Below are 15195 nucleotides of genomic sequence, written 5' to 3' on the forward strand. Positions count from 1 at the left end.
GCGTTTCGGGATTGATGCGTTAGCAGAGTTTCGCGCCGGCCCATGCCGCCGCACAAGGAGATAGCATGATCGTTCGTCCTGTACGCAGCAGCGATTTGCCTGCGTTGATCGAATTGGCACGCAGCACCGGCACCACCGGGCTGACCACGCTGCCGGCCAACGAAGAGCGCCTGGAGCATCGCGTAGGTTGGGCGGAAAAGAGCTTTCGGGGCGAGGCCGAGCGCGGCGACACCGACTACCTGTTCGTGCTGGAAAACGACGAAGGCCTGGTGGTAGGCATCAGTGCCATCGCCGGTGCCGTTGGCTTGCGCGAGCCTTGGTACAACTACCGGGTCGGCCTGACCGTCAGTGCCTCGCAGGAGCTGAAGATCTACCGCGAAATCCCCACGCTGTTTCTGGCCAACGACCTGACCGGCAACTCCGAGCTGTGCTCGCTGTTCCTGCGCAGCGACTACCGCGCCGGGCTCAACGGCCGCTTGCTGTCGCGGGCGCGCATGCTGTTCATTGCCGAGTTCCCCGAGTTGTTCGGCAAGAAAACCATCGCCGAAATGCGCGGCATGTCGGATGAGCAGGGGCGTTCGCCGTTCTGGGAAAGCCTGGGCCGGCACTTCTTCAAGATGGAGTTCAGCCAGGCGGACTACCTGACCGGCGTGGGCAACAAGTCGTTCATCGCCGAGCTGATGCCGAAGTTCCCGCTGTACACGTGCTTCCTGTCCGACGCGGCGCGCAGCGTGATCGGCCGTGTGCACAAGGACACCGAGCCGGCACTGGCCATGCTCAAGCAGGAAGGTTTCACTTACCAGGGCTATGTCGACATTTTCGACGCCGGCCCGGCCATCGAGTGTGACACCGGCAGGATCCGCGCCGTGCGCGACAGCCAGACGCTGGTGCTGGCGGTTGGCACGCCGGGCGATGACGCCACCCCCTACATCATCCACAACCGCAAGCGCGACGACTGCCGTATCACCGCTGCACCTGCGCGCCTGGCCGCCGGAACCCTGGTGGTCGACCCGCTGACCGCCAAACGCCTGCGCATGGGCGCTGGCGACAATGTGCGCGCTGTGCCCATGTCGGCGAGCCGGGAGGGCCAATAAATGACCACGCACTACATCGCCGGCAATTGGCAGGCCGGCCAGGGCGAGCCCCTGCAATCGCTGAACCCGGTCACCCAGGCCGTGATCTGGCAGGGGCAGGGCGCCGACGCCAGCCAGGTCGGCGCCGCCGTTGAGGCTGCGCGCCAGGCGTTCCCAGCCTGGGCGCAACTGAGCCTGGACGCGCGCATCGGTGTGCTGGAGCAGTTTGCCGCACAGTTGAAGGCGCATGCCGAAGCCATGGCCCAGTGCATTGGCGAGGAAACCGGAAAACCGCTGTGGGAATCGGCCACCGAAGTGACCAGCATGGTCAACAAGGTGGCCATTTCCATACAAAGTTACCGTGAGCGCACCGGTGAAAAGAGCGGCCCGCTGGCCGATGCCACGGCAGTGCTGCGGCACAAGCCCCATGGTGTGGTCGCGGTGTTCGGCCCTTACAACTTCCCTGGCCACCTGCCGAACGGGCACATCGTTCCGGCGCTGCTGGCGGGCAACTGCGTGGTGTTCAAACCGAGTGAGCTGACCCCCAAGGTGGCGGAACTGACAGTGCACTGCTGGATCGCCGCCGGCCTGCCGGCGGGTGTGCTGAACCTGGTTCAGGGCGGGCGTGAAACCGGTGTGGCACTGGCTGGCGACCCAGGTATCGATGGCGTGTTCTTCACCGGTTCCAGCCGCACTGGCAACCTGTTGCACCAGCAGTTTGCCGGGCGCCCGGACAAGATCCTGGCGCTGGAAATGGGTGGCAACAACCCATTGCTGGTAGACGAGGTCAAGGACCTCGACGCTGCGGTTTACACCATCATTCAGTCGGCGTTCATTTCCGCCGGCCAGCGCTGCACCTGCGCACGTCGCCTGCTGGTGCCCCAGGGTGCCTGGGGCGATGCGCTGCTCGCGCGCCTGGTCGAGGTGTGCAGAACCATCACGGTGGGGGCGTTCGATGAACAGCCGGCACCGTTCATGGGCTCGGTGATTTCGCTGCAGGCCGCGCAGGCGCTGCTGGCTGCCCAGGTCGAACTGGCCGCCAAGGGTGGGGTGAAACTGCTGGAAATGACGCAGCCGCAAGCCGATGCCGCATTGCTTACCCCTGGCATCGTCGATGTCAGCGCCGTGGCGCAGCGCCCGGATGAAGAGTTCTTCGGGCCGCTGCTGCAAGTGGTCCGCTATGCCGATTTCGATGCGGCCATCGATGAAGCCAACAACACCCAGTACGGCCTGGCTGCCGGCTTGCTGTCCGATTCGCGCGCCCGCTACCAGCATTTCTGGCTGCGCAGCCGCGCCGGCATCGTCAATTGGAACAAGCAACTGACCGGTGCAGCCAGCAGCGCACCCTTCGGTGGCGTCGGTGCCAGTGGCAACCATCGCGCCAGTGCCTATTACGCGGCCGACTACTGCGCTTACCCCGTGGCTTCGCTGGAGACTGCCAGCCTTGCCTTGCCGGCCACCCTTACGCCGGGCGTCACCCTATAACAACAGGTCACGGAGCCTTGCCGATGAAATCCTATGAAGTGAATTTTGATGGCCTGGTGGGGCCTACCCACAACTACGGCGGCCTGTCCTACGGTAACGTGGCTTCGCAAAGCAACAGCCAGCAAGGTTCCAGCCCGCGGGAAGCTGCACGCCAGGGCCTGGCGAAGATGAAGGCATTGGCCGACATGGGCTTCAAGCAAGGGGTGCTGGCGCCGCAGGAGCGCCCGGATGTGGCCGCGCTCCGCCGTCTGGGCTTCAGCGGCAGCGATGCCGACGTGATCCAGCGCGCTGCCAAAGAGGCCATGCCGTTGCTGGTGGCCACCTGTTCGGCTTCGAGCATGTGGGTGGCCAACGCTGCCACGGTCAGCCCCAGTGCCGACACCGCCGATGGCCGCGTGCACTTCACAGCCGCCAACCTCAATTGCAAATACCACCGCAGCATCGAGCACCCGACCACCAGCCGCGTGCTGGCCGCGATGTTCAACGACGAGCAACGCTTCGCCCACCACCCGGCGTTGCCTGCCGTGGCGCAGTTCGGTGACGAGGGCGCTGCCAACCATACGCGCTTCTGCCGCGCCTATGGGGAGGCTGGCGTGGAGTTCTTCGTCTACGGCCGCAGTGCATTCGACAGCCGTTACCCGGCACCGCAGAAATACCCCGCCCGGCAGACCCTGGAGGCCTCCCAGGCCGTGGCCCGTTTGCATGGCCTGCATGAGGACGGGGTGGTCTACGCTCAACAGAACCCGGCAGTGATCGACCAGGGCGTGTTCCACAATGACGTGATTGCGGTGGGCAATGGCGAGGTGCTGTTCTACCACGAGGACGCTTTCCTCGAGACTGACACGGTACTGGGCCAGTTGCGCGCTAAACTGGCCAGCAAGGGCGGCCGTTTCCAGGCCATCTGCGTGCCGCGCTCGGCAGTGGCGGTTGAGGATGCAGTGCGTTCCTACCTGTTCAACAGCCAGTTGCTCAGCCGTGACGACGGCTCCATGCTGCTGGTGGTGCCGGAAGAGTGCCGCAACAATGAACGCGTCTGGGCGTACCTTGGGCAGTTGACCCGCCAGGGCGGCCCGGTGAAGGAGGTCAAGGTGTTCGACCTCAAGCAGAGCATGCAGAACGGCGGTGGCCCGGCTTGCCTGCGTTTGCGCGTGGCCTTGAATGAAACGGAACTGGCGGCGGTCAACCAAGGCGTTATCATGACCGCCCCGCTGTACGACACCCTACTGCAATGGGTCGACAAGCACTACCGTGATCGCCTGGTCGAGGCGGACCTGGCCGACCCGCAACTGCTGGTGGAGTGCCGTACCGCACTGGATGAATTGACCCAGATTCTGAAGTTGGGCTCGGTGTACCCGTTCCAACGCCAACCTTGAAGAGAGAATTGTAATGACCGACGCCCTGCGCCTGATCCTCGAAGATGAAGACGGCACCCAGCTCGAAACCTCCTGCACCCGTTTTGCCGTGGTTTGGCAAGGCAAGGAAGTGTGGATCCAGCAGGATGGCCGCGGCCAGTTGCTGATCGGTGTGGATGTCGAGGAAGGCGACGCCGAGTACGCCAACCTGCTGCTGCGGCCCATGGCCACCAACCTGGTCAGCCTGCAGCTGGAAATGGAACCTGCAGAGCTTGGCGAAGACGACGATCACGTCCATGGCCCCGACTGCGGCCACACCCACTAAGGAAGTTCCTATGCTCGCCCTTGGTAAATTGCTTGAGCTGACCCTCACCGATCACGAACCGGCCGAGAAGACCCAAGTGACCACCAAGGGCACGCGTTTGCGCTGGCTAGGGGAGGGGGCGCTCGAAGTGCGCCCACCCGACAGCGAGGATTGCGGCCTGGACTTGCTGTTGTCTGCCGGTATTCATGGTAACGAGACAGCGCCGATCGAGTTGCTCGAACGGCTGCTGCATGGCGTGGCCGACGGGTCGATCAAGCCCAAGGCGCGGGTGTTGTTCCTGTTCGGCAACCCTGTGGCGATGCGCAAGGGTGAGCGTTTCATCGAACAGGACATCAACCGCCTGTTCAACGGGCGCCATGAGCTGTCCAGCGGTTTCGAGGCGTTGCGTGCGGCCGAGCTCGAGCAGTTCGCCCGGGTGTTCTTCAGCAAGCCGGAGCGCAGCCGCCTGCATTACGACCTGCATACTGCCATCCGCGGTTCGAAAATCGAGCAGTTTGCCTTGTACCCCTATAAAGAGGGGCGCCAGCACTCCCGTCGCCAACTGGCACGCCTGGCAGCGGCGGGCATGCAGGCGGTGTTGCTGCAAAGCAAGCCTTCCATCACCTTCAGCGCCTTTACCTACGAACAGCTGGAGGCTGAAGCCTTCACCCTGGAGCTGGGCAAGGCCCGCCCGTTCGGCCAGAACGAGCAAGTCAACCTCGACAAGCTCGAAGACCGCCTGATCAGGATCATCGCGGCTGAAGAACCCGAGGACGGGGACTCGCTGGAGGGCCTGCAGCTGTTCAGTGTCTCCCGCGAAATCATCAAGCACAGCGACAGCTTTCACCTGCACCTGCCGGCGGATATCGAGAATTTTTCCGAACTGAGCAAAGGTTACCTGCTGGCTGAAGACCTGGCCGAGATGCGCTGGGTGGTCGAGGAAGAGGGCACGCGCATCATCTTCCCCAACCCCAAGGTCAAGAATGGCCTCAGGGCAGGGCTTCTGATCGTGCCCGATGCGGGGCAGCGGTTGAGCTGAGGGGTTGCTTACAGTTGCGTGCGCAGTTCCAGTTGCAGTGCCTGGCGTAATCCGTTCTCAGTGAAAGCGGCGGGGTTGGTGTTCAGCGCAGTAGCGCCTCCAAAGTTGAATTTGCAGTCGGTGGGTAAGCCGATGCTCTGCAGTAACAGGTTGTCTACCGGGTAGGCGCCGTAAGTGCCCTGAACCTCTGTCTGGCCTGGGAACACGGTGCCGGTCATGGAGTTCCAGCCCTGGCACAGGCAGCGGTACAGGTCCAGCAGCGGCAATTGGGTTGCCGTCGACCAATTCGGGTTGTAGGCCAGCATGCCACCGCTGTAGCCCCAGCTGCTCTGGTTTTCGTTGATGATGAAGTGGCCTTCGTCTTCGTCCTGCTCGTCATCGCTGGGCGTGTAGCAAGTGAACTGTTGCCTGGCCGCTTCGCTCACCCTGATCGGTTTTCCGGTATGCCTGGCCTTGTTGTCCAGGCCTGCCAGCAGTGCTTGGCCGCACGGCAATTTGCGCATCAGCACCAGCACATCTTCTACCGCCTGGCGGAACGCCTCATCACCCGTCACTTGCACGCCGACGCGGCCTAGCGCCTGATGCTCGGCCGCTACAGGCTGGGCCAGGTGCGCATCGTACGCCGTGTTGCGGTAGAGCACGGTGCTGGAATTGGCCTGGCCAAGCAGGCAGTGGCCGGTGACATTGACCACCGCATCGCCTTTGTCGATCAGGACAGGGCCGCTACCGACGACTACCTGGTGCGTGCCGGTGTGCGCATCGATGTGCACCATGCCGGCCCCTGTCTCGATGCTGTTGCCGCTGCCGATCATGTCGATCAGTACCGGCTTGCGGACCTGCCCGGTAATGACCACCTGATGCCCGCCGTCGGTCAGGCGAATGGCAATGGCTTCAGCGGTATGCTGGGCGACCATGAATACGGCGCCGTTGACCGTGACTTCCAGCAAGCAGTCGTGGGTCGCGATCTGCACGCGTTTTTGCCGTGCGTCCGAACCTGTGGCGCGCGGGGCGACATTGAACACCAGCAGCTCGGTGCTGGGCGCCAGGCGACGGTAGCGTCGCCCCAGCGCATAGGCGCGTTCCAGGGTGATACGCACATTGTCATCAGCCTGGATGTACTTCACCTCCGTCTGCTGCTGGGGGTGGTCCTTGTTGATGAATGCGGTGTGGTGGCTGCCAGCCTGCCGATCGTCGAGGTAATAGACGGGGCTGGCATTGATCAATGGCGTAGGGTGGGGGAGCGGGTGTGGGTCCGAGTGCAGTTTGGACAGGTTCAGCTCAGGCATGGCGCATTCCGGTATCGAGAAGAAAGGCGCAGCATCCCCTTTGGGCTGGGTGCCCAGGTGTTGCTTATGTACCGCCAGCGTGGCCGTGCAGCGCTGCCAGGCGACCTTGACAGTGTCGATGAACGGCATTTCATCCGCGCAATGCCGTTCTGGTGTACAAACACACTGTATCTCCTGTTCAGGCTGGCTATAATGGCGCCCTTTGCCGTCGTTTCGTCGATTCGACGTATTAGCCCAAACGGCCGCCGTTTCCGTGGAAGAACCTATGAAAAGCGCAGAAATCCGTGAAGCCTTCCTTCGCTTCTTCGAAGAGCAGGGCCATACCCGAGTTGCCTCCAGTTCGCTGATCCCGAACAACGACCCGACCCTGCTGTTCACCAACGCAGGCATGAACCAGTTCAAGGACTGCTTCCTCGGTGCCGAGAAGCGTGCCTATACCCGTGCGGTCAGCAGCCAGAAGTGCGTGCGCGCGGGCGGCAAGCACAACGACCTGGAAAACGTCGGTTACACCGCGCGTCACCACACGTTCTTCGAAATGCTGGGCAACTTCAGCTTCGGCGACTACTTCAAGCGCGACGCCATCACCTTCGCCTGGACCTTCCTGACCTCGGAAAAATGGCTGAACCTGCCCAAGGAAAAGCTCTGGGTCACGGTCTACGCCACCGACGACGAAGCCTACGACATCTGGACCAAGGAAGTAGGCGTGCCTGCCGAGCGCATGGTGCGCATCGGTGACAACAAGGGCGCCCCCTACGCATCCGACAACTTCTGGACCATGGGCGATACTGGCCCGTGCGGCCCATGCACCGAGATCTTCTACGACCACGGCCCGGACATCTGGGGTGGCCCGCCCGGTTCGCCGGAAGAAGACGGTGACCGCTACATCGAGATCTGGAACAACGTCTTCATGCAGTTCAACCGCACTGCCGATGGCGTGCTGCACCCACTGCCAGCGCCGTCGGTGGACACCGGCATGGGCCTGGAGCGTGTCAGCGCCGTGCTGCAGCACGTGCACTCCAACTACGAGATCGACCTGTTCCAGAACCTGCTGGCAGCGGCGGCCAAGGCCATCGGTTGCAGCAATAACGGCCAGGCTTCGCTGAAAGTGGTGGCCGACCACATCCGCTCCTGCGGCTTCCTGATTGCCGACGGCGTGCTGCCATCCAACGAAGGCCGTGGCTATGTACTGCGCCGCATCATCCGCCGCGCTTGCCGCCACGGTAACAAGCTGGGCGCCAAGGGCAGCTTCTTCTACCAGATCGTTGCTGCCCTGGTGGCCGAAATGGGCGAAGCCTTCCCCGAGCTGACCAGCCAGCAAGCGCACATCGAGCGCGTGCTCAAGGCCGAAGAAGAGCAGTTCGCCAAGACCCTGGAGCAGGGCCTGCGCATCCTCGAGCAAGATCTGGCCCAGTTGCAAGGCGCCGTGGTACCCGGCGATGTGGTGTTCAAGCTGTATGACACCTACGGTTTCCCGATGGACCTGACGGCCGACATTGCCCGGGAGCGCGAGCTGACCATCGACGAAGCCGGCTTCGAGCGTGAAATGGACGCCCAGCGTGAGCGCGCACGTTCTGCCAGCGCCTTCGGCATGGACTACAACAGCCTGGTCAAGGTCGACAGCGCCACCGAGTTCCTCGGTTACGACGCAACCGAAGGCCAGGGCAAGATCATCGCCCTGTACAAGGACGGCCAATCGGTCGACCAGCTGGGGGTGGGCGAGCAGGGCGTAGTGGTGCTCGACCGCACGCCGTTCTACGCCGAGTCCGGCGGCCAGGTGGGTGACAGCGGGTACCTGCAGGCGGGTGCTGCACGCTTCGACGTACGCGATACCACCAAGACCGGCGGGGCCTTCCTGCACCACGGTGTGGTCACCAGCGGTGCGCTGCTGATCGGTGCGCCAGTGGAGGCCAAGGTCGATGCAGACGTTCAGCACGCCACCTCGCTGAACCACTCGGCTACCCACCTGCTGCACGAAGCGTTGCGTCAGGTGCTGGGCGAGCACGTGCAACAGAAGGGCTCGCTGGTCGACAGCCAGCGCCTGCGTTTCGACTTCAGCCACTTCGAAGCGGTGAAGCCGGAGCAGCTCAAGCAGCTGGAAGACATCGTCAACCGCGAAGTGCGCAAGAACACGCCGGTCGAGACCGAACTGACCGACATCGAAACCGCCAAGGCCAAAGGTGCCATGGCGCTGTTCGGTGAGAAATACGGCGATACCGTGCGCGTGCTGACCATGGGTGGCGATTTCTCGGTAGAGCTGTGTGGCGGTATCCACGCCAAGCGTACCGGTGACATCAGCCTGTTCAAGATCATCAGCGAAGGCGGCGTGGCCTCTGGCGTACGCCGTATCGAAGCAGTCACCGGCGCCGCTGCGCTGGCCTACCTGAACGCTGCCGAAGAGCAGGTCAAGGAAGCCGCGCAACTGGTCAAGGGTAACCGTGACAACCTGATCGACAAGTTGTCGGCTGTGCTTGAGCGCAACCGTCAGCTGGAGAAGCAGCTGGAACAGCTGCAGGCCAAGGCCGCCAGCGCCGCAGGGGACGATCTCTCCAACGCGGCTGTTGAGGTCAAGGGTGCCAAGGTCCTCGCCGCCCGCCTGGATGGGCAGGATGGCAAGGCCCTGCTGGCCCTGGTCGATCAGTTGAAGAACAAGCTCGGCCACGCAGTGATCCTGCTGGGCAGCGAGCATGAGGGCAAGGTCGTGTTGGTGGCCGGCGTGACCAAGGACCTCTCCAGCCAACTCAAGGCTGGCGATCTGATGAAGCAAGCCGCTGCGGCGGTGGGTGGCAAGGGCGGTGGCCGTCCGGACATGGCCCAGGGCGGTGGCGTCGACGTCGCTGCGCTGGACAAGGCCCTGGCGCTGGCCGTGCCATTCGCAGAGCAGGGACTTTGAGATGAAGGGGTAGGCGGTTCAGTGGCGGGTGTGAAGCCCCCGGGTGCCGCACCCGGGGGGAGGCAGCAGCGTCACCGGCCACTTCCGCCACCCCTTCATGTTGGATTGTTTTTTGGGGCCCTGTATGGGCTGAGGCACCATTGAAATGGCGTTGATCGTACAGAAATTTGGCGGCACCTCTGTCGGTTCCATCGAGCGGATCGAGCAGGTAGCCGATAAGGTCAAGAAACACCGTGAAGCGGGCGACGACCTGGTCGTCGTGCTGTCGGCCATGAGCGGTGAAACCAATCGCCTGATCGACCTGGCCAAGCAGATCACCGATCAGCCGGTTCCGCGTGAACTGGACGTGATCGTGTCGACCGGTGAGCAGGTGACCATTGCCTTGCTGACCATGGCCTTGATCAAGCGTGGTGTGCCAGCGGTGTCCTACACCGGCAACCAGGTGCGCATTCTCACTGACAGCGCGCACAACAAGGCGCGCATCCTGCAAATCGACGACCACAAGATTCGTGCCGACCTCAAGGAAGGCCGCGTGGTCGTGGTTGCGGGCTTCCAGGGGGTCGACGAGCACGGCAGCATCACCACCCTCGGTCGCGGCGGCTCCGACACCACCGGCGTGGCCCTGGCGGCGGCGCTGAAAGCTGACGAGTGCCAGATCTACACCGATGTGGATGGCGTCTACACCACCGACCCGCGCGTAGTGCCGCAGGCCCGTCGCCTGGAGAAGATCACCTTCGAAGAGATGCTGGAAATGGCCAGCCTCGGTTCCAAGGTGCTGCAGATCCGTTCGGTGGAGTTCGCCGGCAAGTACAACGTTCCGCTGCGCGTGCTGCACAGCTTCAAGGAGGGTCCGGGTACCCTCATTACCATTGATGAAGAGGAATCCATGGAACAGCCGATCATTTCCGGTATCGCCTTCAACCGTGATGAAGCCAAGCTGACCATTCGCGGCGTGCCGGACACCCCGGGCGTGGCCTTCAAGATCCTCGGCCCGATCAGTGCTTCGAACATCGAAGTGGACATGATCGTGCAGAACGTTGCCCACGATAACACCACCGACTTCACCTTCACCGTGCACCGCAACGAGTACGAGAAGGCGCAGAGCGTGCTGGAAAACACCGCCCGCGAAATCGGTGCCCGCGAAGTGATCGGCGACACCAAGATCGCCAAGGTCTCCATCGTTGGCGTCGGCATGCGCTCGCACGCCGGTGTTGCCAGCCGCATGTTCGAGGCGCTGGCCAAGGAGAGCATCAACATCCAGATGATCTCCACCTCCGAGATCAAGGTTTCGGTCGTGATCGAAGAAAAGTACCTGGAGCTGGCCGTACGCGCGCTGCACACCGCGTTCGAGCTTGACGCCCCTGCCCGACAGGGCGAGTAAGGCGCTGCACTGCAAGGGCGCGGCACCAGCCGCGCCCTTCGTGTTTCTGCTCGCTGCGCAGGCCCTGTCCTGCCCTGTGCAGCGTGCTGCCGGGCTGGTCGTCGTCCGCGGCCGGCCCTGACCCCAAGACTGTTACCCCTGAATGTTTTGCGTAAGGAGAAAGCTATGTTGATTCTGACTCGTCGGTGCGCCGAGAGCCTGATCATTGGAGACGGCGAGATTACCGTGACGGTGCTCGGCGTGAAGGGCAACCAGGTACGTATAGGCGTTAGCGCGCCGAAGGAAGTGGCTGTTCACCGCGAGGAAATCTACCTGCGGATCAAGAAAGAGAAGGATGAAGAGCCAAGCCTTTAATTTTTTTGAAGTTTTTTTCAAAAAAAGGGTTGCAAAGGTGAAAGAGGTTCTTTAATATTCCTCGTGTTGCGGTGAGGTGGCCGAGTGGCCGAAGGCGCTCCCCTGCTAAGGGAGTATACCTCATAAGGGTATCGGGGGTTCGAATCCCCCCTTCACCGCCATTATTTGCGTAGGGCGCTGTAACGGGTAGGAACGCTAAGTAGTTGATTTTAAACGAAAACGTTCTTGCAAAAATGTTTCAGCGACCTATAATGCGCGGCAAGACACGGACTCATAGCTCAGCTGGATAGAGTACTCGGCTACGAACCGAGCGGTCGCAGGTTCGAATCCTGCTGAGTCCGCCACTTTTGAAGTGGCTTTGTTTTCAAGGCTGCTTCAATCAACCAGCGGTATCTGGTCTAAAACTGCCAATCGCGGACTCATAGCTCAGCTGGATAGAGTACTCGGCTACGAACCGAGCGGTCGCAGGTTCGAATCCTGCTGAGTCCGCCACTTTTTGAAGTGGTTTTGCTTGCAAGGCTACTTCAGTCAACCAGTGGTAATCTGGTCTAAAACTACCATTACGGACTCATAGCTCAGCTGGATAGAGTACTCGGCTACGAACCGAGCGGTCGCAGGTTCGAATCCTGCTGAGTCCGCCATACCCCATCAAAAAGCCCGCTCAACAGAGCGGGCTTTTTGTTTCTGCGTGTCACAGAATTGTCGACCATGGCCATCTAAGCTTTTCTGTAAAGGTTGTGCCGTGGCCGGGGCGCTTCGCAGCTCCAAGGCCGCACTGCCGCGACATATGCGAAATTCAATGTGCTTTCGTACCCATGACAACCGTCGCACTGTTGGCTTCGTGCGTTGTCCCAGCTTTATCGCGCAAACGATTGTTCTAGCCAAAAATTTAAGCGATCTGACAGCTTTAGCAGTGTATGATTGCGCCCGTCAGCCCCGCCGGGGCTTGTGGAAAACCACCATGGACTTACCCAGTAGTTACTCGCTAACACGATTCATACCGAAAGATCTGACCGATTGATTCTCCCGGCGTGCTCCGCTGCTGGGAGTGGAGTTCGCCTATGACCGAAGTAGAAGTAAAAAAAGCACAGGACAGCCTGCAGGATCGCTTGGCCCAGGTGATCGAGTTGCTGCAGCGCCAGCGTGTGGTCGAAGACCTGACCCACCGCCAGGAAGGTGCGCACAACGACCTGGTCGAGAACCTGGTCCACCGCCAGAACCTCGTCGAGTTGCAGCGCAAGCTCGATGACCTTCACCCCGCCGACGTCGCCTACATCCTCGAAGCCTTGCCGCTGGAAGACCGCCTGACGGTCTGGCAGCTGGTGCGCTCGGATCGCGACGGCGACATCCTGCTCGAAGTCTCCGACTCCGTACGTCAGTCGCTGATTGCCGACATGGACGACCACGAGCTGCTGGCGGCGGCCAAGGAAATGGACGCCGACGAACTGGCTGACCTGGCGCCTGAGTTGCCGCGTGACGTTGTCCACGAGCTGATGGAAACGCTGGATGCCCAGCAACGCGAGCGGGTGCGTTCCGCGCTGAGCTACGACGAGGAGCAGGTCGGTGCGCTGATGGACTTCGAGATGGTCACCATCCGCGAAGACGTCAGCCTGGAAGTGGTGCTGCGCTACCTGCGCCGCCTCAAAGAACTGCCCAACCATACCGACAAACTGTTCGTGGTCGATTACGACGGCATCCTCAAAGGGGTGTTGCCGATCAAGCGCCTGTTGGTCAACGACCCGGAGAAGAAAGTCGCGGATGTCATGGCGACCGACCCCGTGTCTTTCCAGCCCGAGGAAGATGCCTACGATGCCGCGCAGGCCTTTGAGCGTTACGACCTGGTATCGGCGCCGGTGGTCGACAAGAGCGAGCGCCTGATCGGCCGTTTGACTATCGACGAAATGGTCGACCTGATTCGTGAGGAAAGCGAGAGCGAAGTCCTCAACATGGCCGGTCTGCGCGAAGAAGAGGACATCTTCGCCTCGGTCTGGCGTTCGTTCCGCAACCGCTGGGCCTGGCTGGCGATCAACCTGATTACCGCGTTTCTAGCTTCGCGGGTGATCGGCGTGTTCGAGGGTTCGATTGAAAAACTGGTGGCCTTGGCCGCGTTGATGCCGATCGTTGCCGGTATTGGTGGCAACTCCGGTAACCAGACCATCACCATGATCGTCCGTGCCATGGCGCTGGATCAGGTGTCGCCGGGCAATACCAGCCGTTTGATGCGTAAAGAGCTGGCGGTATCGCTGATCAACGGCCTGGTGTGGGGCGGGGTGATCGGTGCGGTGGCTTTCTGGCTGTATGGCAGCTGGTCATTGGGGGTGGTGATGACCGCAGCGATGACCCTCAACCTGTTGCTGGCCGCGCTGATGGGGGTGCTTATCCCGATGACCCTGGCGCGACTGGGGCGGGACCCGGCGATGGGGGCGAGTGTGATGATCACGGCTGTGACCGACAGTGGCGGGTTCTTCATCTTCCTGGGGCTGGCGACGCTATTCTTGCTGTAACCCCTTTCTTGCCTTACGCGATCCCTGTAGGAGCGGCCTTGTGTCGCGAAAGGGCCGCAGCGCGGCCCCGGCAATGTCGGCTGTAACGCCAGAACCCGGGGCCGCTGCGCGCCCCATCGCGACACAAGGCCGCTCCTACAGGGGGGCGAATTCCCTGTGGTGACCCACAAAAAAGCCAGCTGACGCTGGCTTTTTTGTATCCGCTGGCAACCTTCAGGAAGCGTCGGCTGCCATCTCTGCATCGTGCGCGATCAGCGCAACCAAGGCGTTTTGCTGGCGGTGGGAGAGCTGACGGAAACGTTGCAGCAACTCGCGTTCATGCAGGGACAGCTCCGGGCTGTCCAGGCGCATGCTCAGCTCGTCACCCAACGCGCCTTCCTGGATAAGGCTTTGCTCCAGGCGTGCGATGATTTCGGAGTTCATGCTGCGGTGATGGTTGCGCGCTACCTCGGCAATGCGCTCACGCATTCCGTCTGGCAGGCGGACGACGAACTTGTCAGCGGTGCGGCTCGAATAAATAGCCTGTTTCATTGGGCGCATATAAATTGACCGGATTTTGGTTCAGGGGAAGCGGTTCTCAAATTGGCCGCACGGGGGTGAAAATACGACCGTCGTGGCGACAAAATGTTCAACCGTCAGTGAAAATTGGATGCTCATCTTGCCTCAAGGTCGCCGTTTCCTTGGCGTCAATTCTGTGACAAATAGTGAGCCGGGTAAAGGCTTTGTGCCAGTACCAATTATCAGAAATGAGTACTGGTTTGAAAAGTTTTACATGCTCCGGCTCGCTTGACCGTCAGCCTTTTGCCGTCAAAAACTGGTAAAAAACAGCAAAAGACCAGGAAAACCCCTAGAATGCGCCGGGTTCCCTCCATAGAGCATAGTGGCTATGCAACATGACGCAAGCGACCGCCGATCAGGGGCAGGGCGGCTGATATTTTTGATGGGCCCGTCAGGGTCCGGGAAGGATTCCATCCTGGAAGCTTCCCGTGAGCAACTGGCTGCCGCCGGCGTGGAAATCGCCCGCAGGGTCATTACCCGCTCGGCAGAAGCGCGGGGCGAAGCGGCCCATGGCGTAACCCCGCAGCAATTTGCGGCCCTGCTCGCGCAGGGCGCGTTCGCCATGCATTGGCAGGCCAATGGCCTGGAGTATGGCATTGCAGTGCAGGTGGACCACTGGCTGCAGGCGGGCAGGCCGGTGCTGGTCAATGGCTCGCGCGCCTATTTGGCCGAAGCCCGTGCGCGTTACCCGGACCTGTTGGCGGTGCTGGTCGAAGTCAGCCCCGAAGTGCTGCGCGAGCGCTTGTTGGCCCGCGGGCGGGAAACGGCGGCGCAAGTCGAGCAGCGCCTGGCCCGTAATGCACGTTTACAGCACACCAGCGACCCCACCGTGCATGTGCTGGACAATTCCAACCGCCTGGAAACAGCCGTCGCCGGCCTGTTCACACTGCTGCGCGAAACGGGCGTGCTGCCCGGGGCGACGTAGTGCCAGAAAAGGATTACGCGAAAAAGCCCGGTACAGGCATGACA

At 61.7% G+C, this 15195-nt stretch carries 12 protein-coding genes and 4 tRNA genes; 14 read left to right on the forward strand and 2 right to left on the reverse strand.

Features of this window, described 5'->3' with window-relative positions:
* Positions 1 to 65 precede the first annotated feature (65 nt).
* From astA to astE, 5 genes are read left to right on the forward strand one after another with little or no spacing between them, the layout of a single operon-like run.
* A complete protein-coding gene (gene astA / locus DMX12_RS16340; protein ID WP_110678692.1) occupies positions 66 to 1094 on the forward strand; it encodes an arginine N-succinyltransferase in 1029 nt (342 codons plus the stop codon).
* A complete protein-coding gene (astD, locus tag DMX12_RS16345; RefSeq protein ID WP_110678694.1) occupies positions 1095 to 2558 on the forward strand; it encodes a succinylglutamate-semialdehyde dehydrogenase in 1464 nt (487 codons plus the stop codon).
* A 23-nt stretch (positions 2559 to 2581) separates the two neighbouring features.
* Positions 2582 to 3931, forward strand: a complete 1350-nt coding sequence (gene astB, locus DMX12_RS16350) for an N-succinylarginine dihydrolase (RefSeq protein WP_009681478.1) — start codon at positions 2582 to 2584, stop codon at positions 3929 to 3931.
* 13 nt (positions 3932 to 3944) lie between these two features.
* The gene (locus DMX12_RS16355) at positions 3945 to 4235 is read left to right on the forward strand and encodes a hypothetical protein (protein ID WP_009681477.1); all 291 of its coding nucleotides are present in this window, start codon (positions 3945 to 3947) and stop codon (positions 4233 to 4235) included.
* 10 nt (positions 4236 to 4245) lie between these two features.
* Complete coding sequence (gene astE / locus DMX12_RS16360) at positions 4246 to 5253, forward strand: succinylglutamate desuccinylase (protein ID WP_110678696.1); 1008 nt, start codon at positions 4246 to 4248, stop codon at positions 5251 to 5253.
* Positions 5254 to 5261: 8 nt separating this feature from the next.
* Here astE and DMX12_RS16365 read toward each other — a convergent pair whose 3' ends face one another.
* Positions 5262 to 6668 carry a M91 family zinc metallopeptidase gene (locus tag DMX12_RS16365; protein ID WP_232108594.1) on the reverse strand — a complete coding sequence of 469 codons (1407 nt, stop codon included), beginning with the start codon at positions 6666 to 6668 and terminating at the stop codon, positions 5262 to 5264.
* A 136-nt stretch (positions 6669 to 6804) separates the two neighbouring features.
* Between DMX12_RS16365 and alaS the strand changes: the two genes are divergently transcribed.
* The 8 genes from alaS to mgtE all read left to right on the forward strand — a co-directional run bounded on the left by alaS (position 6805) and on the right by mgtE (position 13668).
* Positions 6805 to 9429, forward strand: coding sequence for an alanine--tRNA ligase (gene alaS, locus DMX12_RS16370; protein WP_110678698.1), 2625 nt, complete (start codon positions 6805 to 6807; stop codon positions 9427 to 9429).
* A 145-nt stretch (positions 9430 to 9574) separates the two neighbouring features.
* On the forward strand, positions 9575 to 10810 hold the full coding sequence (locus DMX12_RS16375; RefSeq protein WP_009681473.1) for an aspartate kinase: 1236 nt from the start codon (positions 9575 to 9577) through the stop codon (positions 10808 to 10810).
* A gap of 165 nt (positions 10811 to 10975) precedes the next feature.
* Positions 10976 to 11164 (forward strand): carbon storage regulator CsrA, encoded by a 189-nt coding sequence (csrA, locus tag DMX12_RS16380; protein WP_003254503.1) that lies wholly within the window; start codon positions 10976 to 10978, stop codon positions 11162 to 11164.
* Positions 11165 to 11234: 70 nt separating this feature from the next.
* Positions 11235 to 11325, forward strand: a tRNA-Ser gene (locus tag DMX12_RS16385).
* Between the two features lie 106 nt (positions 11326 to 11431).
* A tRNA-Arg gene (locus DMX12_RS16390) sits at positions 11432 to 11508 on the forward strand.
* A 71-nt stretch (positions 11509 to 11579) separates the two neighbouring features.
* Positions 11580 to 11656: transfer RNA gene (locus DMX12_RS16395), tRNA-Arg, on the forward strand.
* A gap of 72 nt (positions 11657 to 11728) precedes the next feature.
* Positions 11729 to 11805: transfer RNA gene (locus DMX12_RS16400), tRNA-Arg, on the forward strand.
* A gap of 420 nt (positions 11806 to 12225) precedes the next feature.
* The gene (mgtE, locus tag DMX12_RS16405) at positions 12226 to 13668 is read left to right on the forward strand and encodes a magnesium transporter (RefSeq protein WP_110678699.1); all 1443 of its coding nucleotides are present in this window, start codon (positions 12226 to 12228) and stop codon (positions 13666 to 13668) included.
* Between the two features lie 213 nt (positions 13669 to 13881).
* On the opposite strand, the gene DMX12_RS16410 is transcribed toward mgtE, so the two are convergent.
* Positions 13882 to 14208 carry an Arc family DNA-binding protein gene (locus DMX12_RS16410; RefSeq protein ID WP_009681471.1) on the reverse strand — a complete coding sequence of 109 codons (327 nt, stop codon included), beginning with the start codon at positions 14206 to 14208 and terminating at the stop codon, positions 13882 to 13884.
* 346 nt (positions 14209 to 14554) lie between these two features.
* Here DMX12_RS16410 and phnN point away from each other — a divergent pair, with 346 nt between their 5' ends.
* Positions 14555 to 15151: a phosphonate metabolism protein/1,5-bisphosphokinase (PRPP-forming) PhnN gene (gene phnN, locus DMX12_RS16415; protein ID WP_110678701.1), complete on the forward strand. Its 597-nt coding sequence runs from the start codon at positions 14555 to 14557 to the stop codon at positions 15149 to 15151.
* The last annotated feature ends 44 nt before the right edge of the window (positions 15152 to 15195 follow it).

The organism is Pseudomonas sp. MB-090624, assembly GCF_003205245.1.
In the GTDB taxonomy this organism is placed as follows: Bacteria; Pseudomonadota; Gammaproteobacteria; order Pseudomonadales; family Pseudomonadaceae; genus Aquipseudomonas; species Aquipseudomonas juntendi.

What these genes read in the sequence shown, in the direction of transcription:
- astA (WP_110678692.1), top strand. Translation starts at nt 66, where the DNA reads ATGATCGTTCGTCCTGTACGCAGCAGCGATTTGCCTGCGTTGATCGAA.
- astD (WP_110678694.1), top strand. Translation starts at nt 1,095, where the DNA reads ATGACCACGCACTACATCGCCGGCAATTGGCAGGCCGGCCAGGGCGAG.
- astB (WP_009681478.1), top strand. Translation starts at nt 2,582, where the DNA reads ATGAAATCCTATGAAGTGAATTTTGATGGCCTGGTGGGGCCTACCCAC.
- DMX12_RS16355 (WP_009681477.1), top strand. Translation starts at nt 3,945, where the DNA reads ATGACCGACGCCCTGCGCCTGATCCTCGAAGATGAAGACGGCACCCAG.
- astE (WP_110678696.1), top strand. Translation starts at nt 4,246, where the DNA reads ATGCTCGCCCTTGGTAAATTGCTTGAGCTGACCCTCACCGATCACGAA.
- DMX12_RS16365 (WP_232108594.1), bottom strand. Translation starts at nt 6,668, where the DNA reads ATGCCGTTCATCGACACTGTCAAGGTCGCCTGGCAGCGCTGCACGGCC.
- alaS (WP_110678698.1), top strand. Translation starts at nt 6,805, where the DNA reads ATGAAAAGCGCAGAAATCCGTGAAGCCTTCCTTCGCTTCTTCGAAGAG.
- DMX12_RS16375 (WP_009681473.1), top strand. Translation starts at nt 9,575, where the DNA reads ATGGCGTTGATCGTACAGAAATTTGGCGGCACCTCTGTCGGTTCCATC.
- csrA (WP_003254503.1), top strand. Translation starts at nt 10,976, where the DNA reads ATGTTGATTCTGACTCGTCGGTGCGCCGAGAGCCTGATCATTGGAGAC.
- mgtE (WP_110678699.1), top strand. Translation starts at nt 12,226, where the DNA reads ATGACCGAAGTAGAAGTAAAAAAAGCACAGGACAGCCTGCAGGATCGC.
- DMX12_RS16410 (WP_009681471.1), bottom strand. Translation starts at nt 14,208, where the DNA reads ATGCGCCCAATGAAACAGGCTATTTATTCGAGCCGCACCGCTGACAAG.
- phnN (WP_110678701.1), top strand. Translation starts at nt 14,555, where the DNA reads ATGCAACATGACGCAAGCGACCGCCGATCAGGGGCAGGGCGGCTGATA.